Below are 25080 nucleotides of genomic sequence, written 5' to 3' on the forward strand. Positions count from 1 at the left end.
TTAGTCCACGTCGCCCGCGCGAATGACACGTTCGGAGCCGTCCGCCAAGCGCAGACGCAGCGCCCCGTCGCCGGTCTCCAGCCCGGCGAAGCGGCCCTCGATCGGCTCGCCCTCGCCGTCGTGGACGCGCAGCGGTGCGCCGGGGGCGTGGATCGAGGCGGCGAGGAAGCGCTGGAGCGTCACGGAAAGCCCTTCGGCGCGCCATTCGGCGAGGCGCGCGGCGAAGGCCGCCGCGAGGCTGCGGGCGAAGGTTTCCACCTCCGGAACCGCCCCGTGATCGGCAAGCGCCGCGGTCCGGCGGTCCGGGAGGTCCGGCGCGCGGGCGAGGTTCACGCCGATCCCGACGATCACGCGATGCCGCACCATTTCGAGCAGGATGCCCGACAGCTTGCCCCCGTCGAGCAGCACGTCGTTGGGCCACTTGAGCGCGAGCCCTGCCCTCTCGCGCAAGGCCTCGGCGGCGGCATCGTGGACCGCCAGGGCGGCGACGAAGCTGAGCGAGGCGGGCGGCGGATCGCCCTCGAGGGGGAGGACGATGCTCGAGCCCATGAAATTGCCCGACCCGTCGAACCAGTGCCGCCCCTGCCGCCCGCGCCCGGCGCTCTGGCGGCGCGCGACGAGCCATTCGCCCTCACCCGGCGCACGGCCCGCGCGGACCGATGCGACGAGATCGGCGTTGGTCGATCCCGTCTCCTCGACGATGCGAAGGCTGGGCGCGCTGGTCAAACCGCGAAGAACAGCGAAGCCGCGGCCTTGTCGGCGAGATCGCTGAGCGACGGCGTCAACAGGTAGCCCAGCGGCGAAAGCAGCGCAGCGGTCAGGAACAGCAGCGCCCAGTGCCCGCCCCCGCTCTTGCCCGTGACGAGGCCGACCGGCTCGTCGAAGAACATCACCTTGACGAACTTGATGTAATAGAACGCGCCGATGACGCTCGCGGCGATGGCGATCGCGCCGAACGCGACGAGACCCGCATCGACCGTCGCCTGGAACACCACGAACTTGCTGTAGAAGCCGAGCAGCGGGGGAATCCCGGCGAGGCTGAACATGAAGATCAGCAGGCACCAGGCGATCGCGGGCTGCGTGACAGAAAGACCGCGAATGTCACCGAACGTTTCGTAGAGCCCGCCCTCCTCGCTCCTGAGCATCAGCAGCGCGACGAAGCTGCCGAGGCTCATCGCGACATAGATGAAGAGGTAAACCAGCATGGCCGATGCCCCCGCCTCGCTCGCGACCGCGAGGCCGAGCAGGATGAAGCCGACATTGTTGATCGAGGAATAGGCCAGCAGGCGCTTGAGGTTCTCCTGACCGATCGCGCCCAGCGCGCCGAAAATGATCGAGGCAAGCGCAGCGAACATGACGATCTGCTGCCAGGCGAGGACCTGGCCGCCGAACACGTCGAACACGACCCGCGCGGTGAGGCCGATCGCGGCGACCTTGGGCGCGGTCGAGAAGAACGCGGTCACCGGCGTCGGCGCGCCTTCGTAGACGTCGGGCGTCCACATATGGAACGGCACGGCCGAAATCTTGAAGGCCAGCCCGGCGAGCACGAAGGTCAGGCCGAACAGCGGGCCATAGGCAAGTTCGCCGATGAGGCCGGCGCGCACCGTGTCGAAACTGGTGCCGCCGGTGAACCCGTAAAGCAGGCTCATCCCGTAGAGCAGGATGCCCGAGGCGAGCGCGCCCAGGACGAAATACTTGAGCCCCGCCTCGCCCGAATGCGCGTTGCGCTTGAGGATCGCGGCAAGGACATAGGCCGACAGGCTGTTGAGTTCGAGCCCGAGATATAGCGACATGAAATCGTTCGCCGAGACCATGATGCTCATGCCGAGCACGGCGAAGATCACCAGCACCGGATATTCCGCACGCATCCCCCGGTCGAGACCGGCCGCCTCGCTGTCGAAGAAGCGCGGCGCGACCATCAGGCACGCGATCGCGGCGAGATAGATCAGCGCCTTGGCGAACAGCGCGAAGCTGTCGATCTTGAGAAGGCCGCCGAAAGCCAGCGTTTCGGGCCCGTCGATGCCGGTGTGAAGCCCCGGCACGAGCAGAAAGCCCGCCCCGAACAGGCCGGTCGCGGCAAGTATGGTGATGCTGCGCGCGGACTTGTCGCCCGCCCAGGCCGCCGCGAGCAGCAGGACGAGGCCGGTGCCGGTCAGCACCAGTTCGGGCGCGATCAGCGCGAAGCTTGCGGGAAAGTCCATCAATGTTCTCCCTCCCCGGCATGGGCGTCATGCGGCAGGGCATTGGCCGCCTCTGCCCGGGGGGGTCCTGCCGCGAGCCGGCTGTCGCTTTCCGGCCCGGTGGGCGCGATGCGCGCGTCGAGCGCGGCGATATCGGCGCGCATCGGGGCGATGAAGCTTTCGGGGTAGACGCCCATCCACAGCACCACGGCGACCACGGGAACCATCATTGCCCATTCGCGCGGCCTGAGGTCGCCCATGCGCGCGGCATCGTCGTTCTTCTGCACGCCGAATGCGACGCGGCGATAGAGGTAGAGCATGTAGGCAGCGCCGAGGATGATGCCGGTGGTGCAGACGAGCGCGGCCCAGGTCGATACCTGGTAGATTCCGGCCAGCGACAGGAACTCGCCGACGAAACCGCTCGTCCCCGGAAGGCCGATCGAGGCCATGGTGAAGAACAGGAAGAACATCGCGTAATAGGGCATGTTGATGGAAAGGCCGCCATAGCGGTCGATCTCGCGGGTATGCAGGCGGTCGTAGATCACGCCCACGCACAGGAACAGCGCGCCCGAGACGAGGCCGTGGCTGAGCATCAGCACCATCGCGCCTTCGAGCCCCTGCACGTTGAAGGCGAACAGGCCGACCATGACGATCGCCATGTGCGCGACGGAGGAATAGGCGATCAGTTTCTTCATGTCGTGCTGCACCAGCGCGACGAGCGAGGTGTAGATCACAGCCACCATCGCCAGCGCGAAGACGAGCCAGGCGAGGTCGGCGGAGGCTTCGGGAAACATCGGCAGGCTGAAGCGGATGAAGCCGTAGCCGCCGAGCTTGAGCAGGACGCCCGCGAGGATCACCGAACCTGCCGTCGGGGCCTGCACGTGGGCGTCGGGCAGCCAGGTGTGGAACGGCCACATCGGGACCTTGACCGCGAAGCTCGCGAAGAAGGCGAGCCACAGCCAGGTCTGCGCGCTGGCCGGGAAATCATAGGCCATCAGCGTCGGGATGTCGGACGTGCCGGCTTCCGCCACCATCCAGAACATCGCGATCAGCATCACGACCGAGCCGAGCAGGGTGTAGAGGAAGAACTTGTAGCTCGCGTAGATGCGGTTGTCCCCGCCCCAGACGCCGATGATGAGATACATCGGGATGAGGCTCGCCTCGAAGAAGATGTAGAACAGGAAGATGTCCTGCGCGGCGAAGACACCGATCATCAGCACTTCCATCAGCAGGAAGGCGCTCATGTATTCGCCCACCCGCTTCGCAATCGAATCCCAGCTGGCGAGGATGCAGATCGGCATCAGGAAGACGCTGAGCATGATGAGCATCAGCGCGATCCCGTCGATGCCGAGCGCGTAGGAGAAACCGTCGAACAGCTCGGCCCGCTCGGTGAACTGCCATTGCGCCCCGCCGACATCGAAATTGAGCCAGAGCACGGCGCCCAGCGCGAGCGTGACGAGCGTTACCGCCAGCGCGATCCCGCGCGCGGCGCTTGCGCCGGTGAACAGGCACAGGACCGCACCCACGAGCGGCACGAGCATCATCGTCGTAAGGATGGGAAAGCCTTCCATGTAAGCCCCGGCCCCTTAGAGAAGAACGTAGGTCATGGCGGCGACGAGGCCGAGCAGCATGACCAGCGCATAGGTGTAGAGATAGCCCGACTGGATCGAGCGCGCCGCGACCGAGCCGCGCTGGACCGCCCAGGCGATGCCGTTGGGGCCGAAGCGGTCGATCCCGCCGATGTCGCCGATCTTCCAGAACTGGCGGCCGAGCCAGAAGGCGGGCTTCACGAAGATCGCGTCATAAAGCTCGTCGAAATACCACTTGCGATAGACGAACCGGTGCAGCGCCGAAAACCGCGCGACGAAGGCGCCCGGGATGTCCGGCCTGAGGATGTAGGCGAGCACCGCCCCGCCGAGGCCGATCACCATGGACGCGGTGGCGGTCAGCTTGACCCAGAGCGGCACCGCATGAAGCGCGTGGATGAGGTTCTCGTTGAAAAAGATCGAATTGCCCCAGAAACCGTTCGGATCGACCATATCGGACGAGCCGTCGATGAAGGGATATTTGAAGACATAGCCTGCAAAGACCGCACCCAGCGTCAGCACGCCGAGCGGGACGAGCATCGAAAGCGGGCTTTCGTGCGGGTGGTAACCGGCAGTCCCGTCATGCTCGTCGGTCGAAGGCACGGCGTGCGGCCCCTTCTGCGCGGCGTTTTCGTGCGGTGCGGGGTGCGCGTGATCGGAATCGTGTTCGCCGTGATGGACCGCGTGTCGGATGTGTTCGCTCTCGGCCCAGCGCGGTTTGCCCCAGAAGGTGAGGAACATGAGTCGCCAGGAATAGAAGCTCGTCAGCAGCGCCGCGATCGCACCGGCCCAGAAGGCGAAGTGGGCAACACCCGTGCCGCGCGCCCAGGCCGCTTCGAGGATCGCGTCCTTGGAATAGAAACCCGCGAACCCGAACACGCCCAGAACGCCGACCCCGGTGATCGCGAGCGTGCCCGCCATCATCGCCCAGAAGGTGACCGGGATCGCCTTACGCAGCCCGCCGTAATAGCGCATGTCCTGCTCGTGGTGCATGGCGTGGATCACCGACCCCGCGCCGAGGAACAGCAGCGCCTTGAAGAAGGCGTGGGTGAAGAGGTGGAACATGGCGACGCCGTATGCCCCGACCCCGGCGGCGAAGAACATGTAGCCCAATTGCGAGCAGGTCGAATAGGCGATCACCCGCTTGATGTCCCACTGCGTCGTCCCGATCGTCGCGGCGAAGAAGCAGGTCGCGGCGCCCACGACCGTCACGATGGCGAGCGCGGTCGGCGCGGTCTCGAACATGGGCGACAGGCGGCAGACCATGAACACGCCCGCCGTCACCATGGTCGCGGCGTGGATCAGCGCGGAAACCGGCGTCGGCCCCTCCATCGCGTCGGGCAGCCAGGTGTGCAGGCCAAGCTGCGCGGACTTGCCCATCGCCCCGATGAACAACAGGATGCACAGGATATCCATCGTGTAGAAACGAAAGCCGAGAAATCCGATGGTCGATCCGCTCATCGCCGGGGCGGCTGCAAGGATTTCGGGGATCGAGGTCGTGTTGAACACGAGGAACGTGCCGAAGATGCCGAGCATGAAGCCGAGATCGCCCACGCGGTTGACCACGAAAGCCTTGATCGCCGCCGCGCCCGCGCTGGGCTTCCTGAAATAGAACCCGATCAGCAGGTAGCTCGCAAGGCCCACCCCTTCCCATCCGAAGAACATCTGGACGAGGTTGTCGGCGGTCACCAGCATCAGCATGGCGAAGGTGAACAGCGACAGATAGGCGAAGAAGCGCGGCTGGCTGTCGTCCTCCTCCATGTAGCCCCAGGAATAGAGGTGGACGAGCGCCGAGACCGAATTGATGACGACCAGCATCACCGCGGTCAGCGCATCGACCCGCAGCGCCCAGTCGAAGCTCATGTCGCCCGACTGCACCCATTTGAGCACCGGCACGACACGCTCCGTCTCGCTCCCGTCAAGAAAGCCGAGGAAGATCGGCCACGACAGCGCGGCGGACACGAACAGCGCGCCCGTCGTCACGGTCTTGGCCGCGACGTTGCCGATTGCGCGGTTGCCGAACCCCGCGACGATCGCGGCCAGCAGCGGCAGGAAGACGATGATGAGGATCGATTGCACCGGCGATTATCCCTTCATCCGGTTCACGTCGTCGACCGCGATCGTGCCGTGGCCGCGGAAGTAGATGAAGAGGATCGCAAGCCCGATCGCCGCCTCGGCCGCCGCGACGGTCAGCACCAGCATGGCGAAGACCTGCCCGACGAGATCGCCCATGAAGGCGCTGAATGCGACGAGGTTGATGTTCACCGCGAGCAGGATCAGCTCGATCGCCATCAGGATCACGATCACGTTCTTGCGATTGAGGAATATCCCCAGCACGCCCAGCACGAACAGGATCGCGCCCACGGTGAGATAATGCTCGATGCCGATCACAGCTCGACCCCTTTCCCGTATTCCGGGTTCTTCATGACGGTTGCATCTTCCGGTCGGCGCGCGATCTGCCTGCCGACGTTCTGGCGGCCGCGCGCGCCGGGCTTCGGCGGCTGGAAAGTGAGGACGATCGCCCCGATCATCGCGACGAGGAGGATGATCCCGGCGATCTCGAACAGCAGGATGTAATCGGTGTAGAGCAGCGCCCCCAGGGCCTCGATATTGCTCAGTCCGAGCGGCGCCGCCCGCGATCCGTCGGCCGTCCCGATCGCGATGCCGCCCGCGCCATAGGCCCCGACCACCAGCAGCAGTTCGGCAAGCAGGATCACCGCCACCGCCACGCCCAGCGGCAGATTGCGGATGAAGCCTGCGCGCATGGAGGCGAAATCGATGTCGAGCATCATGACGACGAACAGGAACAGCACCGCGACCGCGCCGACATAGACGATCACCAGCAGCATCGCGATGAATTCCGCGCCCACCAGCACCATCAGCCCCGCCGCGTTGAAAAAGGCGAGGATCAGCCACAGCACCGAATGGACCGGGTTGCGCGACAGGACCACGAACACCGCGCTCGCGATCACCACGGCGGCGAAGAGATAGAAGGCTAGGACCTGTATCATGATGCTTGTGGCCGCCCCTCCCCCGCGCCCGGCGCGGAGCATGGCAAGGCGGCGATCTGATCCCTTGTTAGTATCCCCTTCCCGGCAAGGGACAGGGGCGAGCGGAGACTCGCAAGAAGCCTCCTCGTCGTGAATTTCGCGATGCCCCTAGCGGTAGGGTGCGTCCGCTTCAAGATTGGCCGCGATGGCCCTTTCCCATTTGTCACCGTTCGCAAGCAGCTTGGCCTTGTCGTAGAGCAGCTCCTCGCGGGTTTCGGTGGAATATTCGAAGTTCGGACCCTCGACGATGGCATCGACCGGGCAGGCCTCCTGGCAGAAACCGCAATAGATGCACTTGGTCATGTCGATGTCGTACCGTGTGGTGCGGCGGCTGCCGTCCTCGCGCGGCTCGCTCTCGATCGTGATCGCCTGCGCGGGGCACACCGCCTCGCACAGCTTGCAGGCGATGCAGCGCTCTTCGCCGTTCGGGTAGCGGCGCAGCGCGTGTTCGCCGCGAAAACGCGGGGAAAGCGGCGACTTCTCGAAGGGATAGTTGATCGTCACCTTGGGCTTGAAGAAATACTTCAAGGTCAGCGTGTGAGCCTTGAGGAATTCCCAGAGGGTGAAGGACTTGAGGAGTTGGGTTGCGGTGGTCATGACTGGCCTCTCACGGCGACGGGCCGTGCAGGGTGGTTGATTGCGAGTTCAGCGGGGGCGGCGGCGGGGGCCTCCTCGCTCAGGATCGACTTCCGCTCGAAATGCCCCGTCGCCATCAGGTAGCCGCTGATCAGAGCGACGAAGAGCAGGCTCATCGGGAGGAAGATCTTCCACCCGAGCCGCATCAGCTGGTCGTAGCGGTAGCGCGGCACGGTCGCCCAGATCCAGCTGAACATGAAGAAGAAGGCGAAGGTCTTGAGCAGGAACCAGAAGATGCCCGGGATCGCGTAGAGCGGCGCCCAGTCGATCGGCGGCAGCCACCCGCCCCAGAACAGCAGGGTGTTGAGCGAGCACATCAGCAGGATGTTGGCATATTCGCCGAGCCAGAACAGGGCAAAGGCCATGCTCGAATATTCGGTCTGGTAGCCCGCGACGAGCTCGCTTTCCGCCTCGGTCAGGTCGAAGGGCGCGCGCGCCGTCTCGGCCAGCGCCGAGATGAAGAACACCACCCACATCGGGAACAGCAGCGGGTGCACCACGAAACCGTTGATGATGCCGAGCCCGAAGCCCTGCTGCGCCATCACGATCCCGGTCATGTTGAAGGTGCCCGCGAACAGCACCACGCACACGAGGATGAACCCGATCGAGACCTCGTAGGAAATCATCTGCGCCGCCGCGCGCATGGCGGAGAAGAACGGGTACTTGGAGTTCGACGCCCACCCGCTCATCACCACGCCGTAGACGCCCAGTGACGAGATCGCGAGGATGTAGAGCAGGCCCACGTTGATGTCCGCGACCACCCAGCCCGCATCGAACGGCACCACCGCCCAGGCGGCGAGCGCGACGGTGAAGGTGACGATCGGCGCGAGCAGGAAGATGCCCTTGTTCGCCGCGCTCGGAATGATGGTTTCCTGCAGGAACACTTTCAGCCCGTCGGCGAAGCTCTGCATCAGGCCGAACGGCCCGACCACGTTCGGACCTTTCCGCAGCATGATCGCACCCAGCACCTTGCGATCGACGAAGATCACCATGGCCACCGAGAACATCACGAGCAGCGAAATGATGAGGATCGCGGCGAAGGTGCCGATGGTCCAGGCCCATTCGTAGGACAGGCCGAGCGATTGGAAGAAATCGGTCACTCCGCCGCCTCCTTGACCTCGTCGGCGTGCAGCAGTTCGGCCGAGCAGCGCTGCATCACCGCGCTCGCGCGGGCGATCGGGTTGGTGAGGTAGAAATCCCTGATCGGATAGGCCTCGATCACGCCTTCCGCCTTCGCGTTCGTGTCGGGCTTGGGAAGCTCGCCGTAATCGGCCAGCCCCTCTTCGCCGAGCGCGGGCACTTCGCGCATCATTGCCATCTGCAATTCTTCGAAACTGTCGAAACCGACAGAGACGCCCAGCGCATCGGCGAGCGCGCGCAGGATCGTCCAGTCCTCGCGCGCATCGCCGGGCGCGAAGACGGCCTTTTCGGCGAACTGCACGCGGCCTTCGGTGTTGACATAGGTCCCGTCCTTTTCGGCATAGCTTGCCGCCGGCAGGATGATGTCCGCCGCATGGGCGCCGCGGTCGCCGTGGTGGCCGATGTAGACCTTCAGGGAGTCGGCGAAAGGTTCGTAATCCATCTCGTCCGCACCGAGGCTGAGCAGCACCTTCGGCTGCGCTGCCGCAAGATCGGCCATGCCGCCTTCGCGCGCGAAGCCGAGCATCAGCGAACCCATCCGCGCCGCCGCCATGTGCAGCACGTTGAACCCGTTCCAGGGGCTGCCATCCTCGAGCACGCGCACCAGCTTGAACTTGTCGACCAGCTTGAGCGCGGGGGCGAGCGCGCCCTTCGCCAGAGCCGCCCCGCCGAGGATTACCGCCGGACGCTTCGCCGCCTTCATCGCATCGCCCAGCGCCTTGGGCAGGCGGTTCAGCACCTTGAGATCCGCGCCCAGCCATTCGGCCGCGAAGGTCGTGTCCCATTCCGGCCCGACGAGGAACACCTTCGCCCCCGCCTTCACCGCCTTGCGCAGGCGCGGGTGGACCAGCGCGGCCTCCCAGCGGATGTGACTGCCGACGATCAGGATGCAGTCGGCGGTCTCGATCCCCGCAAAGGTCGTGTTGAAATTGACCGCAGCAAGGTTCGACACGTCGTAGGTCATGCCGGTCTGCCGTCCTTCGACGAGGTCGGACCCGCACGCCCTCAGCAGCGACCTGGCCGCGAACATGGTCTCGCAATCGACCAGGTCGCCCGCGACAGCCGCGATGCTCGCCTTGTCGCTACCGAGATGGCCCGCGATCGCCTCGAACGCGTCGGACCAGCTGGCAGGCTGGAGCTTGCCGCCCTTGCGCATCCACACCCGGTCGAGCCGTCGCTTGACGAGACCATCGACCATGTAGCGGCCCTTGTCGGACAGCCATTCCTCGTTGACGTCGTCGTTGATCCGCGGAAGCGCGCGCATCACCTCGCGGCCCTTGGAGTGCAGCGAGATGTTCGCGCCGACCGCGTCCGACACGTCGATGGAGAGCGTGCGCTTCAATTCCCACGGCCGCGCTTCGAAGGCATAGGGGCGCGAAGTCAGCGCGCCGACCGGGCACAGGTCGATCACGTTCGCCGACAATTCGTGCGCCGCGGCCTTTTCGAGATAGGTCGTGATCTGCATGTCTTCGCCGCGATAGAGCGCGCCGATCTCGTCCACGCCCGCGATCTCTTCGGAGAAGCGCACGCAGCGGGTGCAGTGGATGCAGCGGGTCATGATCGTCTTGATCAGCGGCCCCATGTATTTCTCGGTCACGGCGCGCTTGTTCTCGCGCGTGTAGCGCGAGCCGCCGCGACCATAGGCCATCGCCTGGTCCTGCAGGTCGCATTCGCCGCCCTGGTCGCAGATCGGGCAATCGAGCGGGTGGTTGATGAGCAGGAACTCCATCACCCCTTCGCGCGCCTTCTTGACCATCATGGTGTCGGTGCGGATTTCCTGGTTCTCCGCCGCGGGCAGCGCGCAGGAGGCCTGCGGCTTGGGCGGCCCGGGCTTCACCTCGACGAGGCACATGCGGCAATTGCCGGCGATGCTGAGCCGTTCATGATAGCAGAAGCGCGGGATTTCCTTGCCCGCAAGCTCGCACGCCTGGAGGACCGTCGCGCCCGCCGGAACTTCGATTTCTACGCCGTCTACGGTGACCTTGGGCATTACTCGGCTGCCTCTTGGAATTGTGCGTTATGCTCGATGATCCGCCGCTCCAGCTCGGGCCGGAAATGCCGGATCAGCCCCTGGATCGGCCAGGCCGCCGCATCACCCAGCGCGCAGATCGTGTGGCCTTCGACCTGCTTGGTGACGTCGTGCAGCATGTCGATCTCCTCGATTGCCGCATCGCCCGTGCGAAGGCGCTCCATCACGCGCCACATCCAGCCCGTGCCTTCGCGGCAGGGGGTGCACTGGCCGCAGCTTTCGTGCTTGTAGAAATAGCTGATCCGGCTGATCGCGCGCACGATGTCGGTCGACTTGTCCATGACGATCACCGCCGCCGTGCCGAGGCCGGAGCCCAGTTCCTTGAGCCCGTCGAAATCCATCGGCGCGTCCATGATCTGCTCGGCCGGCACCAGCGGGACCGAGGAACCGCCCGGGATCACCGCGAGGAGGTTGTCCCACCCCCCGCGAATGCCGCCGCAATGCTTCTCGATCAGCTCGCGGAAGGGAATGCTCATCGCTTCCTCGACCACGCAGGGCTTTTCGACATGGCCGGAGATCTGGAACAGTTTGGTCCCGGCGTTGTTCTCGCGCCCGAAACTGCTGAACCACGAGGCTCCGCGCCGCAGGATGGTCGGGACGACCGCGATGCTCTCGACATTGTTCACCGTCGTCGGGCAGCCATAGAGGCCCGCGCCCGCCGGGAACGGGGGCTTGAGGCGCGGCTGGCCCTTCTTGCCTTCGAGGCTTTCGATCATCGCGGTCTCTTCGCCGCAGATGTATGCGCCCGCGCCGCGGTGCATGAACACGTCGAAATCATAGCCCGACCCGCAGGCGTTCCTGCCGATCAGCCCGGCGTCATAAGCCTGGTCGATCGCTGCCTGGAGCGTTTCGGCCTCGCGGATGTATTCGCCGCGAATGTAGATGTAGGCCGCCCGCGCGCGCATCGCGAAACCGGCGACCAGCGCGCCTTCGACCAGCTTGTGCGGATCGTGGCGGATGATCTCGCGGTCCTTGCAGCTTCCGGGTTCGGATTCGTCGGCATTGATGACAAGGAAGCTCGGCCGGCCGTCCTTCGATTCCTTGGGCATGAAGGACCATTTGAGCCCCGTAGGGAAGCCCGCCCCGCCCCGGCCGCGCAGGCCCGATGCCTTGATCTCGTCGATGATCGCGTCCTGGCCGCGCTCGATCAAGGCCCTGGTGTCGTCCCAGTCGCCGCGCGCCTGCGCTGCTTTCAGGCCCCAGTCCTGGAAGCCGTAGACATTGGTGAAGATGCGGTCCTTATCGGCCAGCATTGTCGCCATTCCTTTCGCCGGCCGCCTCGGCGGCCCGTTTCTTCTCGGCCTTGATCCGCGCGAGCGAGGCTACCTGGAAGAACAGGCCCACGCCCATGAAGAAGATGCCGAGGTAAAGATCGCCGGTGGCCGAGAGATAGGCCCCGATGAAGAAGCAGATGATCCCGCCAAGCGCAAAAGCCAGGGTGCCGCCGTTCATCCGATCGCTCCCTGTTGGAAAAGCACGAAGAGCACGCCGAGGATCGCGATGACGACCCCGACGCGCACCAGCCCCATCAGCAGCTTGTAGGCGATGAACGCCAGCACCAGCGCACCGATGATCGAGACGATCTCCATGGATCACCATTCGCCCCGGTAATCATGGTTCTCGGTGACCATTTCCTTGAGCGTGGTCGGCCCGCCGACCGGCTCGGAGGTGTGACGCCCCGGCTCCTGCGTGCCCGCCTTGGGCTGCTCACCCGCGGCGAGCGCATCGAGCACGGCGTCGAGGCGTTCGGGCGTCAGGTCCTCGTAATTGTCGTCGTTGATCTGGACCATCGGCGCGGTCGCGCAATTGCCCATGCATTCGACTTCGGTGAGGGTCCAGAGGCCATCCTCGGACACCTCGCCCTTCACCATCCCGCGCTTCTTGCAGGCGGCGATGATGTCGTCGCTGCCGCGCAACATGCAGGGCGTGGTGCCGCACACCTGCACGTGGAATTTGCCGACGGGCTTGAGGTTGTACATGAAATAGAAGGTCGCGACCTCGAGCACGCGGATCACCGGCATGTCGAGATAGTTCGCCACGTATTCGATCACCGGCAGCGGCAGCCAGCCCTGCGTATCGGTCTCCGCGCCAACCTGCCGCTGGGCGAGATCGAGCAGCGGCATCACCGCCGAACGCTGGCGGCCTTCGGGATACTTGGCGATGTGCCAGTCGGCCTTTGTGCGGTTCTCGGGCGTCCATTCGAACGAGCCCCAGCGCGCGCGCAGTTCGGGCGTGTCGGGAGCGGGGGTGCGGTCAGCCACGGCGATCCCTCCAGATCGTCGCCCCGGACTTGATCCGGGGTCCCGCTGCCTTGGTGTACAGCGGAAAAAGAGCGGGATCCCGGATCAGGTCCGGGATGACGTTTGTGCGAAGGACAATCACCGGTCACACTCCCCGAACACCACGTCGATCGCGCCCAGAATGGCGGTCGCATCGGGCAGCATGTGGCCCTTGGACATCATGTCCATCGCCTGCAGGTGGCTGAACGCGGTCGGGCGGATCTTGCAGCGATACGGCTTGTTGGTGCCGTCGCTGACGAGATAGACGCCGAATTCGCCCTTGGGGCTTTCGGTCGCGACGTAAACCTCGCCCGCAGGCACGTGGAAGCCTTCGGTGTAGAGCTTGAAATGGTGGATGAGGCTTTCCATCGACTGCTTCATCTCGCCGCGCTTGGGCGGGACCACCTTGCTGTTTTCCGCCGCGATCGGCCCGCCCGGCATCTGCGCGAGGCATTGCCTGATGATCTTCGCGCTCTCGCGCACTTCCTTCACCCGGACCATGAAGCGGTCGTAGCAGTCGGAATTGGTGCCTACGGGCACGTCGAAATCCATCCGCTCGTAGACATCGTAGGGCTGCGACTTGCGCAGGTCCCACGGGATGCCCGCCGCACGGATCATCGGGCCGGAAAAGCCCCACGCGACCGCATCCTCGCGGCTGACCACGGCAATATCGACATTGCGCTGCTTGAAGATGCGGTTGTCGAGCACGAGGCTCATCGCATCGTCGAAGAGCTGGAAGAAGCGGTTGTCGAGCCAGTCGCCGATATCGACCAGCAGTTTTTCCGGCACGTCCTGGTGCACGCCGCCAGGGCGGAACCAGGCGGAGTGCATCCGCGCGCCGCTCGCCCGCTCGAAGAAGTTCATGCAGTCTTCGCGCAGGTCCATGATCCACAGGTTCGGCGTGAACGCACCCACGTCGAGCACGTGCGCGCCCATGTTGAGCATGTGGTTCGAAATGCGGGTCAGCTCAGCGAACAGGACGCGCAGATACTGCGCGCGTTCGGGCACCTCGAGATTGAGAAGCTTCTCGATCGCGAGGACGTAGGAGTGCTCCATGCACAGCGGCGAGCAATAGTCGAGCCGGTCGAAATAGGGCAGCGCCTGGAGGTAGGTCTTGTGCTCGATCAGCTTCTCGGTGCCGCGATGGAGCAGGCCGATATGCGGGTCGATCCGCTCGATCACCTCGCCGTCCAGCTCCATCACCATCCGCAGCACGCCGTGCGCGGCCGGGTGCTGGGGACCGAAATTGATCGTGTAATTGGTGATGACGTCGCCTTCGGTGGTCGGCGACTTTTCGATCTCGATGCTCATTGGTCGCTGCCTTCGGGCCTGGTCGCGCCCTTCGTCCCGCGCACGTTGCTCCCGGACGGAGCGCGATCCGGGCTGTCCTCGGTGGGGTCTGGAGCGCCCGGCGCGCCGTTGCCGTCCTTCATCTTCGGCGGAGCGGCCTCGGTGCCCTCGGCCGCCTTCGCGTTCGCTCGCGGCCCCGCGCCTGTATCGGCCGGTTTTTCGGTGGTCTTGGGATCCTTGACCGGCGGCTTGACCTCGTCGGCGAGCGGGGGCTGCTGCGCCTTTTCATCGCCCGGAAGCTGGTAGTCCGCCCCTTCCCACGGCGAGAGGAAATCGAAGGTCCGCATGTCCTGCGCGAGGTCGACCGGCTCGTAGACCACCCGCTTCTCGTCCTCGGAATACCGCAGCTCGGTATAGCCGGTCATCGGGAAATCCTTGCGGAAGGGATGCCCTTCGAACCCGTAATCGGTCAGGATGCGGCGCAGATCTGGATTGCCCGCGAAGGTCACGCCGAACATGTCGAACACCTCGCGTTCGAGCCAGCCCGCATTGGGCCACAGCGTCGTGACGGTCGGAACCGGCGTCTCCTCGTCGGTCGAACACTTGACGATGATGCGGTGGTTCTTCGTCAGCGAAAGCAGCATGTAGACGACTTCGAAGCGTTCGGGCCGCTGCGGATAGTCCGCGCCCGCGATCTCCATCAGCTGCTGGTAGGCGTGATCGTCGCGCAGGACGCGCAGGACCCGTTCGATATCCTCGCGCCGGACGGTGAAGATGAGTTCGCCATGCGCCTCGCGCGCATCGAGCAGCCAGACGCTGATCGTCTCGGCGATGCGATCGATCACGCCTTCGTTGGAGGCGTATCGGGGGGCGGAATGAAGAACTGCCATCACGCCGGCCTCACCGCTCGATCGTGCCGGAGCGGCGGATCTTGCGCTGCAATTGCATCACGCCATAGAGCAGCGCTTCGGCCGTCGGCGGGCAGCCGGGGACATAGATGTCGACCGGCACGATCCGGTCGCAGCCGCGCACCACGGAATAGCTGTAATGATAGTAGCCGCCGCCATTGGCGCACGAACCCATGCTGATGACGTATTTCGGGTCCGACATCTGGTCGTAGACCTTCCGCAGCGCCGGGGCCATCTTGTTGCACAAGGTGCCCGCGACGATCATGAGGTCCGATTGGCGGGGCGAGGCGCGCGGCGCGGCACCGAACCGTTCCATGTCATAGCGCGGCATGTTGACGTGGATCATCTCGACCGCGCAGCAGGCGAGGCCGAACGTCATCCACCACAGGGAGCCGGTGCGGGCCCACTGGAACACGTCCTCGGTCGAGGTGACGAGGAAGCCCTTGTCGTTGACCTCGGTCTGGAGCGCGTTGAAATAATCCTGGTCGGGCTGGCGCACCTCGCCGCCCTTCGCGGTCGCGTATCCGGAAGTGTCCGGCAACGCGCGCGGCGGGGTGACGATCGTGCTGTCGGAAGGCTTGCTCATTCCCAGTCCAGAGCTCCTTTCTTCCATTCGTATGCGAGGCCGACGGCGAGGATGAAGAGGAAGGTCATCATGCCGATCCAGCCGACCCATTGCGTTTCGCCCAGGCTCACGGCCCAGGGAAACAGGAACGCCGCCTCGAGGTCGAAGATGATGAAGCTGATCGCGACGAGATAGAAACGCACGTCGAACTGGCTGCGCGCATCCTCGAACGCGGGAAAGCCGCATTCGTATTCGCTCAGCTTCTCCGCGTCCGGATTGTGCGCGCCGGTCAGGCGCGAAACGCCCATCGGCAGGAACACGAAGAGAACCGAAAGCCCGAGGGCCACGAATATGAATAACAGTATCGGCAGATACTGGCTGAGGTCGATCACGGCGATGTCCAGGCTTGCTTATCCCACGTGCCACCTAGGCCTGTCCCAACGCCCGCGCAAGGGGACGACTCGGGCAAAACGACGCATCCCGGTTGCACGAAATCGAACACTTGGTGCGATGCGCGCCTCGCACGCATCATTGCTTCGCGCGCTTGTTATTTCATCATGTTCGCCGCCGCCTTGAGCGTGGCCTTGCCGTAGGGCGGCTTGAACCCGGCGAGCTTGGCGATGTCGATCCTGGGCTGGTGATAGACGCTGCGCGCGTGGCTGAACTCGCGGAAACCCTCGACCGCATGATAGCTGCCGATCCCCGACGGTCCGACCCCGCCGAAGGGCAGATCCTCCATCGAGACGTGGAAGATCACGTCGTTGGTCGTCACCCCGCCCGAAATCGTGCGCGAAAGGACCCGCTCCTGCTCGGCCTTGTCCTCCCCGAAATAGTAGAGCCCGAGCGGGCGGTCGTGTTCGTTGACGTAGTCGATCGCCTCGTCGATGGCGCGATAGGTCCTGACCGGGAGGACCGGGCCGAAAATCTCCTCCTGCATCGCGGCCATGTCGTCGCTCACGTTCCTGAGGATGGTGAGCGGCATCTTGCGCTGGTTGGCGCTGGCGAAGTCCTCCCCGGCGGGGTTGACCTCGATCACCTCGGCGCCCTTGTCGCGGGCATCCTCGACGAGCCCCTTCAAACGTTCGAAATGGCGGTCGGAGACGATCGAGCAGTAGTCCTCGTTCTCGAGCAGGGTCGGATACATCGCCGAAACTCCGTTCGAGACGCCGGCGACAGCCTCGTCGGCCTTGTCCTCGGGGACGTACATGTAATCGGGGGCGAGGCAGATCTGGCCTGCGTTCATCATCTTGCCCAGCGCGATCCGTTCGCCCGCCTTGGCGAAATCGGCGCTGCGGCCCATGATGACGGGCGACTTGCCGCCGAGTTCGAGCGTGACGGGCACGAGGTTTTCCGCTGCCGCCTTCATCACGAGGCGGCCCGTCGCGGTCGAGCCGGTGAAGACCAGGTGATCGAACGGCAGCGAGGAGAACGCCGCGGCGACCTCGGGCCCGCCGGTCACGATCGCTACCTCGTCGCGGGCGAAATACCGGGGCGTGATCTCGGCCATCAGCTCGCTCGTGCGCTCGGTGAATTCGCTCGGCTTGATCATCGCCCGGTTGCCCGCGGCGAGGACCTGCATCAGCGGACCGAAGGCGAGGTTCACCGGGAAGTTCCAGGGCGAAAGGATGCCGATCACGCCCTTGGGCTCGTACCGCACCTCGGCCTTCGCGCCGAGCAGGCCGAGCGGGAACTGCACCTTGCGCCGGTCGGTCCTGGCCCAGGCGTCCATGTGCTTGAGCGCGTCCTTGCCGAGCCCGACCGTGCCGGCGATGTCGGTGATCATGCTCTGCTCCAGCGCGCGGTTGCCGAAATCGGCGGCCATCGCGCGGCACAGTTCCTCGCCATTGTCCTTAAGCAGCGCCATCGCCCGCTTGATCCGGTCCTTTCGCAGGCTCATCGCCTCGGGCCGCGAGGCGGTGAAGGCATCGCGCTGGTGCTGCAGCAGTTCCTCCAATTCGTTGCGCCGGTCGTCAGCCATCCTGTCTCTCCTGATCCCGTTCGGCATCCGTTGCGGATCGCCACCAATATGCGACACTTGCCCAAAGCGCGCAGGATGACAAGGTAACATGAAGGAGCGCGGCGACGCGCGATTGCCATTATTGCGGTGCAGCACTAGACCTCGCGCCCGGAACGACACCGAACAGAAGGACGCCCAGGAATGCCCCAGTTTTCGCAGGAAGACCCGATCGTGATCCTCTCCTACGCCCGCACCCCGATGGGCGGGATGCAGGGCGCGCTGGCCGATGTTTCGGCGACCGAGCTCGGCGCGGTCGCGGTGAAGGCCGCGGTGGAGCGTTCGGGCGCCGCTCCGGACGATTTCGACCGCGCCTACATGGGCTGCGTGCTGCCCGCCGGGCTCGGCCAGGCGCCGGCGCGGCAGGCGATGGTGAAGGCGGGCCTTCCGCTGTCGGTCGAGGCGACCACGGTCAACAAGGTCTGCGGCAGCGGGATGCAGACCGTCATCATGGGCGCCGAAGCGCTCGCCAGCGGGACGATCGACATGGTCGTCGCGGGCGGCATGGAGAGCATGACCAATGCGCCCTATCTCCTCAAGAAGCACCGTTCGGGCGCGCGGCTCGGGCACGACACGTCCTATGACCACATGTTCCTCGACGGGCTCGAGGATGCCTATGAGGAAGGTCGCGCGATGGGCACCTTCGCGCAGGAAACCGCCAACGAATACCAGATGACCCGCGAGGACATGGACGCCTATTCGATCGAATCGCTCGCCCGCGCGAACAAGGCGATCGAAAGCGGCGCCTTCGCGGACGAGATCGTGCCGGTGACGGTCAAGACCCGCGCGGGCGACGTCGTGGTCGAAATCGACGAACAGCCCGGCAAGGGCCGCCCCGACAAGATCCCGAGCCTGCGCCCCGCCTTCGCCAAGGACGGGACGATCACCGCCGCGACGTCGAGCTCGATCTCCGACGGGGCGGCCGCGCTCGTCCTCACGCGCGAAAGCGTCGCCCGGCACAAGGGCCTGACGCCGGTCGCCAGGATCGTCGCCGCCGCCGCCCACGCCCACGAACCGGCGAAGTTCACCACCGCGCCGATCCCCGCGATCAGGAAGGTGCTCGACCAGGCCGGGTGGAGCGTCGACGATGTCGACCTGTTCGAGATCAACGAGGCCTTCGCCTGCGTCGCCATGTTCGCGATGCGCGATCTCGACATCCCGCACGACAAGATCAACGTGAACGGCGGCGGCACCGCGCTCGGCCACCCGATCGGGGCGTCTGGCGCGCGGATCATCGTGACGCTGCTCAACGCGCTCAGGAAGCACGGCAAGACCCGCGGCGTCGCCAGCCTCTGCATCGGCGGCGGCGAAGCGACGGCGGTCGCGGTCGAGCTGGTGTGAGGCCGATGCGGATCGGGTTCCTCGCCCTCGCCCTTCCGGCCCTGCTGCTCGCCGCCTGCGACGAGCCGCCGCAGGAGCCCGATCCGCTCGAACCCGCCCCGCTTCCCGAAGACACGCCGGGCGCCGCGATCGGGCCGGGCGTTTAAGCCATCGCCGAGGATAGGGCGGTCCTTAGGCGGCGTGCCGGCGAATAGGTTTTCCCGCTGCCGGGTCATGCCGCTCGCCGGACGGGGTTCAGTCGCCGGGCGCGAGCTCCTCGTCGCCCCATAGCCGGTCGGCGCGGACCCAACCGGTGCGACCCGCGACGTCGATCTCGCACCAGCCCTCGCGGCAGCGCAGCAGCTTGCCGACGACGCCCGGTTCGGCCCGCCAGCGCAGCACCGAGGCGCGATCGGGCCGCTCTCGCATGTCGGCAAGCCCGGTCCCGACGACGATCGCCCCGCGCGCCTTCGTCAGCTGGCTGGCGGAAACCCAGCCCGTCGTGCCCTCGGCATCCTCGACCAGCATCCAGCCTTCGCGCAGGCGCACGACCTTCATCGGCAGGCCGCGGCGCTGGTAGACCCAGGCGATGCGGTATTCCCGGCTCGGCCCGACGCGCATCCGCACTTCGTCGAAACGCAGGCTCGCCCAGCGGGGGACCTCCTCGCGCCCCTGCGCGCCCGCCGGACCTGCGATGAGCGAGACCGCGACGACGACGGCGAGGATGATCACGGCGGCAAGGCGAAGGGCGCTCATGTCCTTCGTGATAGCGCGCGGCGAGCAGGCTTCAAGTCGGCCCGTGCACGGCGTCCCGCGCCGGGCCGCACCGGAACCGCTTGACCGCCAAGCCCCTCACCCATTAGCGCTTTTCCCCATGGCTACACCGACCGCCCCGCACTTCCCTTCGGGCAAGCCCCGCGTCGTGGTGACGCGCCACCTCATGCCGCAGGTCGAGGCCCGCATGAGCGAGCTCTACGATGCCGTCCTCAACGAGAGCGACCGGCCGATGAGCCGCGAGGAACTGGTCGAGGCGATGCGGGACTGCGACGTGCTGGTTCCGACCGTGACCGACCGGATCGATGCGGACATGATTGCGGAATGCGGCGAGCGGCTCGGCCTGATCGCCAATTTCGGGGCTGGGACCGAACACATCGATCTCGCCGCAGCGGCCAAGCGGCGGATCATCGTTACCAACACGCCCGGCGTCTTCACCGACGACACCGCGGACATCGCGATGGCGATGATCCTCGGCGTGCCGCGCCGCATCCGCGAGGGCACGCAGCTCGTCCGGCGCGGCGAATGGACCGGCTGGGCGCCTTCGGGCCTGCTCGGCCGCAAGATCGGCGGCAAGGTGCTCGGCATCATCGGCATGGGCCGGATCGGGCAGGCGGTGGCGCACCGGGCGCGCGCCTTCGGGCTCGAGATCGCCTATTACGCGCGAAAACCGCTGCCCGAGGCGGCCGAACGGATGTTCGCGGCGCGCTTCGTCGCCGATCTCGACGAACTGGTCGCACAGGCGGATATCCTCACCCTGCACTGCCCGCTGACGCAGGAAACGCGCGGGATGATCGACGCGCGCCGGATCGCGCTGATGAAGCAGGGCGCGAGCATCATCAACACCGCGCGGGGCGAGCTGATCGACCAGGAAGCGCTGGTCGAGGCGCTGCACGAGGGGCGCCTCGCGGGCGCGGGGCTGGACGTCTATCCGGAAGAGCCGAAAGTGGACAAACGCCTGCTCGACCATCCCAACGTCATGACCCTCCCCCACATCGGCAGCGCCACGGTCGAGGGGCGCGAGGCTTCGGGCGAGAAGGTGATCGCCAACATCCGCTTCTGGGCCGACGGGCACCGCCCGCCGGATCAGGTGCTGACGGGGTTGATCTGACCCCTCAATCCCCCGTCAAAATCCGCTCGACCAGTTCGCCCACGCTCGGCGTGTAGCCGTTCGAATAGAACGGGTCGGTCTTGAACCGGTAGGCCGAATGGCCTGCGAAGGCGAGGTTGTCGGCCGGATCGTCGCCGTGGGCGATTTCCTGCAGGGTCTTCTGGATGCAGAAGCTGCGCGGGTCGGCGAGCCGGCCCGTGGTGAAATCGTCGTGGTCCTTCCAGCTCGAAAACTGGCAGTGCGACAGGCAGCCCATGCAGTCCTGCTGGTCCTTGCGGATCTCGTCGCGCTTTTCCGGGGTGACGAACACGATCGTGTTCTCGGGCGTCTTGAGCGGTTCGGTATGGCCCTGGCGCATCCACACCTCGGCGCGGGCGCGATCCTCCGGGGTGACCCAGAAGCTTCGCGCCTTGCCGGTGTCGCCGAGCTGCACGGTGCCTTCCGTCTCGCCGCGCTTGTAGAAGGGAATCTGCCGTTCGGAGCGGTGCATGAGGTCGTAGAGGAAAGGCGTCTTGACCGCGCTCGAATAGAATCCGGTGGGCGAGAACTTGTGGAGGAGCACGTCGCCCTTCTCGACCGTCCGCAGCATGTCCTTCCAGACCTGCGGGATCGGGCTTTCCCGGGTCAGAAGGGGCCGCGTGCCGAACTGGAAGGCGATCTTGCCCAGTTCGGGATTGTCGATCCAGTCGTTCCATTCGCGCAGGTACCACACCCCGCCCGCCATGACGATCGGCACGTCCTCGGAGACGCCTTCCTTGCGCATGGTGGCGCGCAGGTCCTTGACGCGGGGATAGGGGGCCTGCGGCTCGCGCGGGTCCTCGGCGTTGGACAGGCCGTTGTGCCCGCCCGCAAGCCAGGGGTCCTCATAGACCACCGCCGCCATCAGTTCGGACACCTTGTGGTAGGAGCGCTTCCACAAGGCGCGGAAGGCGCGCGCGGAGCTGACGATGGGAAGGTAGCTGACGTTGAAGCGCGCCGCGATCTCGGCGAGCTTGTAAGGCATTCCCGCCCCGCAGGTGACGCCCGCGACCATCCCGCGCGTGCGTTCGAGCACGCCTTCGAGCACGGTCTGCGCCCCGCCCATTTCCCACAGCACGTTGATGTTGATGGCGCCGCGCCCGCCCGCGATCTCGTAGGCGCGGCGGACCTGTTCGGTCGCGCCGTCGATGGCGTAGCGGATCAATTGCTCGTGGCGTTCCTGCCGGGTCGCCTGCGGATAGACCTGCGGGATGACATTGCCGTCCTCGTCATAGCTGTCGGCATTGACCGCGCTTACCGTGCCGATCCCGCCCGCGGCGGCCCAAGCGCCCGAACTCGCATGATTGGTCGCCGACACGCCCTTGCCGCCTTCGATCAGCGGCCACACTTCGCGCCCGCCGTAGACGATCGGACTCAATCCCTTGAACAATTACTCACTCCCCTTCGCGCACGCACCGGCCCTGCCGCGGCGTCGCATCAAATTGTCGCGCGCGCACGCAGCTTGCCGCCGCGTCGCATCGAACTTTCGCGCACGGGCGGGCCTTGCCGCCGCGTCGCCTTGAAATCCTGGCGTCACATAAGGACGCGCCGGCGCCGCGGCAATGACATATGCATCGGCCCCTCCGCCCGGCCCGCGCCGGTCACGGCGCGCTGCACGGCTTGATCGCCTCGGGCTCCACGCGTGCCTCGCCCCGGCCGAAGCGGGCGAAATAGCCCTTGATGTCGGGCCGTTCGATGAATTCGAGCAGCACATAGCCGACCGCCTCGAACTCGCAGAACAGCAGCGCATGGGGGATTCCGTGGCTGCCGACCGGGCGGTCGGTTTCGACCACGACGATTTCGCCCCCGGCGGCGAGCGCGGGCCACATGCGCCACAGGAAGGCGTAAGGCTCGGTCACCTCGTGGTACATGTGGACGAGGAAGATGCGGTCGAAACTGTCTGCCGGCAATTGCGGATCGTCGACGCGTCCGGGCTTGATCGAGATGTTTTCCAGCCGTTCGCGCTCGACCCGCTGGCCGAGCCGCTCGAGCGCTTCCCAGTCGATGTCCTGCGCCAGCACGCGCCCTTCCTCGCCGACCCGTTCGGCGAGGCGGACCGTGTAATAGCCCGCGCCCGCGCCGATGTCGGCGACGGTCATGCCGACCTTGATTTCGGCGAGATCCATGACGATCCGCGCCTCGTCGCGTTCGTCGCGGGCGACCTCGTCGGCGAACTGGTTGGAGACGACGCGGGGCACCGGCCGGTCGGGCCGGGGAAAATCGAGCGCGGTCGCCGGCCGGTCGGAAGAGCCGAAGACCCCGTCGCAGGCGGCGAGCGGGATCGCCAGCAGCAGGGACAGCGTCAGGGCCGGGATCAGTCGGGAACGCATCGAACCCGCCGCTTAGCCGCTGGAAACCGGCTTGGCAAAAGCGAATTTCGCGCGAAAGGGATAAGTCCCCGAACGCTCCAGCGGCCTATTCGACGTCCTCGATCTCGACCGTCTCGCCCGTCACCCGCTGGGCGAGCGCGGCCGAGATGAACGGGTCGATCTCCCCGTCGAGCACGTTGTCGGGCGAGGTCGATGTGACGCCGGTGCGAAGGTCCTTCACCATCTGGTACGGCTGAAGGACGTAGGAACGGATCTGGTGGCCCCAGCCGATCTCGCTCTTTTCCTGGTATTCGCCCGAGGCCGCCGCCTCGCGCATCGCCATTTCGCGTTCGAACAGGCGCGCTTTCAGCATGTTCATCGCGGTCGCGCGGTTCTTGTGCTGCGAGCGGTCGTTCTGGCTCGCCACCACGATCCCGGTCGGCTGGTGGGTGATGCGGACTGCGGAATCGGTCGTGTTGACGTGCTGCCCGCCCGCACCGGACGCGCGGTATGTGTCGATCTTGAGGTCGGCCGGGTTGATCTCGATGTCGATGTCGTCGTCGATCACGGGATAGACCCAGACGCTCGAAAAGCTGGTATGCCGGCGCGCGGAACTGTCGTAGGGGCTGATGCGGACGAGCCGGTGGACGCCGCTCTCGGTCTTGGCATAGCCATAGGCGTTCTCGCCCTTGATCAGCAGGGTCGCCGACTTGATCCCCGCGGCCTCGCCCGCCTGGTATTCGACCGTCTCGACCTTGAAGCCGCGCCTTTCGGCCCAGCGCGAATACATCCGCAGCAGCATCTCGGCCCAGTCCTGGCTTTCGGTCCCGCCGGCACCGGCGTGGATTTCGAGATAGGTGTCGTTGCCGTCCGCTTCGCCGGACAGCAGGGCCTGCACCTTGTCGGCGTCGGCCCGTTCGGCGAGCCGCGCGAGGCTCCTGAGCCCGTCCTGGACGACGTCCTCCTCGCCTTCGGCCTCGCCCATTTCGACGAATTCGACGGCATCGGCCATTTCGCTCGAGATTTCGCGGACCGTGCTCACCGCCGTCTCGAGCGTCTTCTGCTCGCGGCTGATCGCCTGGGCTTCCTTGGGATTGTCCCACAGCGAGGGATCCTGCACCCGCGCGTTCAGTTCGTCGAGCCGGCGCAGGGCGCGTTCCCAGTCGAGCGACTGGCGCACCAGCGCAAGCGCGGCTTCGATCCGGTCGATATGGGCCTGGGCTTCTGCCCGCATGGAGGTTCCTTCAGCGCTAGCGACGTCCCGCCCGGCCGGCGGGACGCCTCACCTAGCGCGCATCATCCAATTGTAAAGATCAGCGCGAAAGCGCCCTGACCGCGGCAAGCGTTTCCTTCACGTGGCCGCGATAGTCGCTGTCCGAGTGAACCGCCACGATCCGGCCGTCCGGCGCGATGACATAGGAGGTACGGCTGGCGAGCCCGGTGGTGCCGAGCTTCACGTCGTAATCCGCGATCACCTTCGCGCTCGCGACGCCGACAGGGAAGGCGTCGCGGCATTCCTCGCGGCTGAAGCGCTTGAGCGTGGCGATGTCATCGTTCGACATTCCGATGACGCTCGCCCCGGCCTCCCGGAATTCGCCCATGCTCTCGGCAAAGGCATTGGCTTCGAGCGTGCAGCCCTGGGTGAAGGCCTTGGGATAGAAATAGAGCACGACCGGCCCCTTCCCGAGCGCTTCGCGCAGGGAAAAGGCGAATTCCTTGCCCGCAAGCGCGGCCTGGGTCGAGAAGGCGGGTGCCGTCTTGCCCACGGGAAGATCGGCGAGCGCCGGGGCGGCGGGGAGGTTCACGGCCAGGGCGGCGGCAAGCAGGGCGAAAGAACGGGTCATCACTGTCATCTCCTGACGAAACGGATG

General features: G+C 65.9%; 26 protein-coding genes. 3 read left to right on the forward strand and 23 right to left on the reverse strand.

Features of this window, described 5'->3' with window-relative positions:
• The 18 genes from BLU08_RS03890 to BLU08_RS03970 form a co-directional block, all read right to left on the reverse strand.
• Positions 1-726, reverse strand: a complete 726-nt coding sequence (locus BLU08_RS03890; RefSeq protein WP_090195555.1) for a biotin--[acetyl-CoA-carboxylase] ligase — start codon at positions 724-726, stop codon at positions 1-3.
• Positions 723-2201 (reverse strand): NADH-quinone oxidoreductase subunit NuoN, encoded by a 1479-nt coding sequence (gene nuoN / locus BLU08_RS03895; protein WP_090195560.1) that lies wholly within the window; start codon positions 2199-2201, stop codon positions 723-725. Before nuoN ends, BLU08_RS03890 begins: the two co-directional genes overlap by 4 nt.
• Positions 2201-3751: an NADH-quinone oxidoreductase subunit M gene (locus BLU08_RS03900; protein ID WP_090195563.1), complete on the reverse strand. Its 1551-nt coding sequence runs from the start codon at positions 3749-3751 to the stop codon at positions 2201-2203. Before BLU08_RS03900 ends, nuoN begins: the two co-directional genes overlap by 1 nt.
• Positions 3752-3766: 15 nt before the next feature.
• Complete coding sequence (gene nuoL / locus BLU08_RS03905; RefSeq protein WP_090195566.1) at positions 3767-5845, reverse strand: NADH-quinone oxidoreductase subunit L; 2079 nt, start codon at positions 5843-5845, stop codon at positions 3767-3769.
• Positions 5846-5851: 6 nt separating this feature from the next.
• Positions 5852-6157: an NADH-quinone oxidoreductase subunit NuoK gene (gene nuoK / locus BLU08_RS03910; RefSeq protein ID WP_034904657.1), complete on the reverse strand. Its 306-nt coding sequence runs from the start codon at positions 6155-6157 to the stop codon at positions 5852-5854.
• A complete protein-coding gene (locus BLU08_RS03915) occupies positions 6154-6777 on the reverse strand; it encodes an NADH-quinone oxidoreductase subunit J (protein ID WP_090200979.1) in 624 nt (207 codons plus the stop codon). The genes nuoK and BLU08_RS03915 overlap by 4 nt, the downstream gene beginning before the upstream one ends.
• Before the next feature lie 147 nt (positions 6778-6924).
• Positions 6925-7413, reverse strand: a complete 489-nt coding sequence (gene nuoI / locus BLU08_RS03920; protein WP_090195569.1) for an NADH-quinone oxidoreductase subunit NuoI — start codon at positions 7411-7413, stop codon at positions 6925-6927.
• Positions 7410-8552: an NADH-quinone oxidoreductase subunit NuoH gene (nuoH, locus tag BLU08_RS03925; protein WP_090195572.1), complete on the reverse strand. Its 1143-nt coding sequence runs from the start codon at positions 8550-8552 to the stop codon at positions 7410-7412. The genes nuoI and nuoH overlap by 4 nt, the downstream gene beginning before the upstream one ends.
• A complete protein-coding gene (gene nuoG / locus BLU08_RS03930) occupies positions 8549-10582 on the reverse strand; it encodes an NADH-quinone oxidoreductase subunit NuoG (RefSeq protein ID WP_090195575.1) in 2034 nt (677 codons plus the stop codon). The genes nuoH and nuoG overlap by 4 nt, the downstream gene beginning before the upstream one ends.
• Positions 10582-11874, reverse strand: a complete 1293-nt coding sequence (gene nuoF, locus BLU08_RS03935; protein WP_090195578.1) for an NADH-quinone oxidoreductase subunit NuoF — start codon at positions 11872-11874, stop codon at positions 10582-10584. Before nuoF ends, nuoG begins: the two co-directional genes overlap by 1 nt.
• On the reverse strand, positions 11861-12073 hold the full coding sequence (locus BLU08_RS03940; RefSeq protein WP_090195581.1) for a hypothetical protein: 213 nt from the start codon (positions 12071-12073) through the stop codon (positions 11861-11863). The genes nuoF and BLU08_RS03940 overlap by 14 nt, the downstream gene beginning before the upstream one ends.
• The gene (locus BLU08_RS15295) at positions 12070-12210 is read right to left on the reverse strand and encodes a hypothetical protein (protein WP_172800979.1); all 141 of its coding nucleotides are present in this window, start codon (positions 12208-12210) and stop codon (positions 12070-12072) included. The genes BLU08_RS03940 and BLU08_RS15295 overlap by 4 nt, the downstream gene beginning before the upstream one ends.
• A gap of 3 nt (positions 12211-12213) precedes the next feature.
• A complete protein-coding gene (nuoE, locus tag BLU08_RS03945; protein WP_090195584.1) occupies positions 12214-12882 on the reverse strand; it encodes an NADH-quinone oxidoreductase subunit NuoE in 669 nt (222 codons plus the stop codon).
• 117 nt (positions 12883-12999) lie between these two features.
• A complete protein-coding gene (locus BLU08_RS03950; protein WP_090195587.1) occupies positions 13000-14211 on the reverse strand; it encodes an NADH-quinone oxidoreductase subunit D in 1212 nt (403 codons plus the stop codon).
• Complete coding sequence (locus BLU08_RS03955; RefSeq protein ID WP_090195590.1) at positions 14208-15080, reverse strand: NADH-quinone oxidoreductase subunit C; 873 nt, start codon at positions 15078-15080, stop codon at positions 14208-14210. Before BLU08_RS03955 ends, BLU08_RS03950 begins: the two co-directional genes overlap by 4 nt.
• A gap of 10 nt (positions 15081-15090) precedes the next feature.
• On the reverse strand, positions 15091-15684 hold the full coding sequence (locus tag BLU08_RS03960; protein WP_233996075.1) for an NADH-quinone oxidoreductase subunit B family protein: 594 nt from the start codon (positions 15682-15684) through the stop codon (positions 15091-15093).
• On the reverse strand, positions 15681-16055 hold the full coding sequence (locus tag BLU08_RS03965; protein ID WP_090195592.1) for an NADH-quinone oxidoreductase subunit A: 375 nt from the start codon (positions 16053-16055) through the stop codon (positions 15681-15683). Before BLU08_RS03965 ends, BLU08_RS03960 begins: the two co-directional genes overlap by 4 nt.
• 155 nt (positions 16056-16210) lie before the next feature.
• Positions 16211-17641 (reverse strand): coniferyl aldehyde dehydrogenase, encoded by a 1431-nt coding sequence (locus BLU08_RS03970; protein WP_172800980.1) that lies wholly within the window; start codon positions 17639-17641, stop codon positions 16211-16213.
• 180 nt (positions 17642-17821) lie between these two features.
• Here BLU08_RS03970 and BLU08_RS03975 point away from each other — a divergent pair, with 180 nt between their 5' ends.
• Together BLU08_RS03975 and BLU08_RS15080 are read left to right on the forward strand one after the other, a co-directional pair.
• Positions 17822-19018 (forward strand): acetyl-CoA C-acyltransferase, encoded by a 1197-nt coding sequence (locus BLU08_RS03975; protein WP_090195597.1) that lies wholly within the window; start codon positions 17822-17824, stop codon positions 19016-19018.
• A 5-nt stretch (positions 19019-19023) separates the two neighbouring features.
• Positions 19024-19164 carry a hypothetical protein gene (locus tag BLU08_RS15080; RefSeq protein WP_157674441.1) on the forward strand — a complete coding sequence of 47 codons (141 nt, stop codon included), beginning with the start codon at positions 19024-19026 and terminating at the stop codon, positions 19162-19164.
• An 88-nt stretch (positions 19165-19252) separates the two neighbouring features.
• On the opposite strand, the gene BLU08_RS03980 is transcribed toward BLU08_RS15080, so the two are convergent.
• Positions 19253-19753, reverse strand: a complete 501-nt coding sequence (locus tag BLU08_RS03980) for an SH3 domain-containing protein (protein ID WP_090195600.1) — start codon at positions 19751-19753, stop codon at positions 19253-19255.
• Positions 19754-19871: 118 nt separating this feature from the next.
• Between BLU08_RS03980 and BLU08_RS03985 the strand changes: the two genes are divergently transcribed.
• Positions 19872-20882, forward strand: a complete 1011-nt coding sequence (locus tag BLU08_RS03985) for a D-glycerate dehydrogenase (RefSeq protein WP_090195603.1) — start codon at positions 19872-19874, stop codon at positions 20880-20882.
• Positions 20883-20886: 4 nt separating this feature from the next.
• Here BLU08_RS03985 and BLU08_RS03990 read toward each other — a convergent pair whose 3' ends face one another.
• The 4 genes from BLU08_RS03990 to BLU08_RS04005 form a co-directional block, all read right to left on the reverse strand.
• A complete protein-coding gene (locus BLU08_RS03990; protein WP_090195606.1) occupies positions 20887-22290 on the reverse strand; it encodes a nitronate monooxygenase family protein in 1404 nt (467 codons plus the stop codon).
• A gap of 211 nt (positions 22291-22501) precedes the next feature.
• On the reverse strand, positions 22502-23230 hold the full coding sequence (locus tag BLU08_RS03995; protein ID WP_090195609.1) for a class I SAM-dependent methyltransferase: 729 nt from the start codon (positions 23228-23230) through the stop codon (positions 22502-22504).
• An 85-nt stretch (positions 23231-23315) separates the two neighbouring features.
• The gene (prfB, locus tag BLU08_RS04000; protein ID WP_090195612.1) at positions 23316-24443 is read right to left on the reverse strand and encodes a peptide chain release factor 2; all 1128 of its coding nucleotides are present in this window, start codon (positions 24441-24443) and stop codon (positions 23316-23318) included.
• Positions 24444-24522: 79 nt separating this feature from the next.
• On the reverse strand, positions 24523-25053 hold the full coding sequence (locus BLU08_RS04005; RefSeq protein WP_090195615.1) for a peroxiredoxin: 531 nt from the start codon (positions 25051-25053) through the stop codon (positions 24523-24525).
• Between the last annotated feature and the right edge of the window lie 27 nt (positions 25054-25080).

The organism is Erythrobacter sp. HL-111, from assembly GCF_900105095.1.
Taxonomy (GTDB): domain Bacteria; phylum Pseudomonadota; class Alphaproteobacteria; order Sphingomonadales; family Sphingomonadaceae; genus Erythrobacter.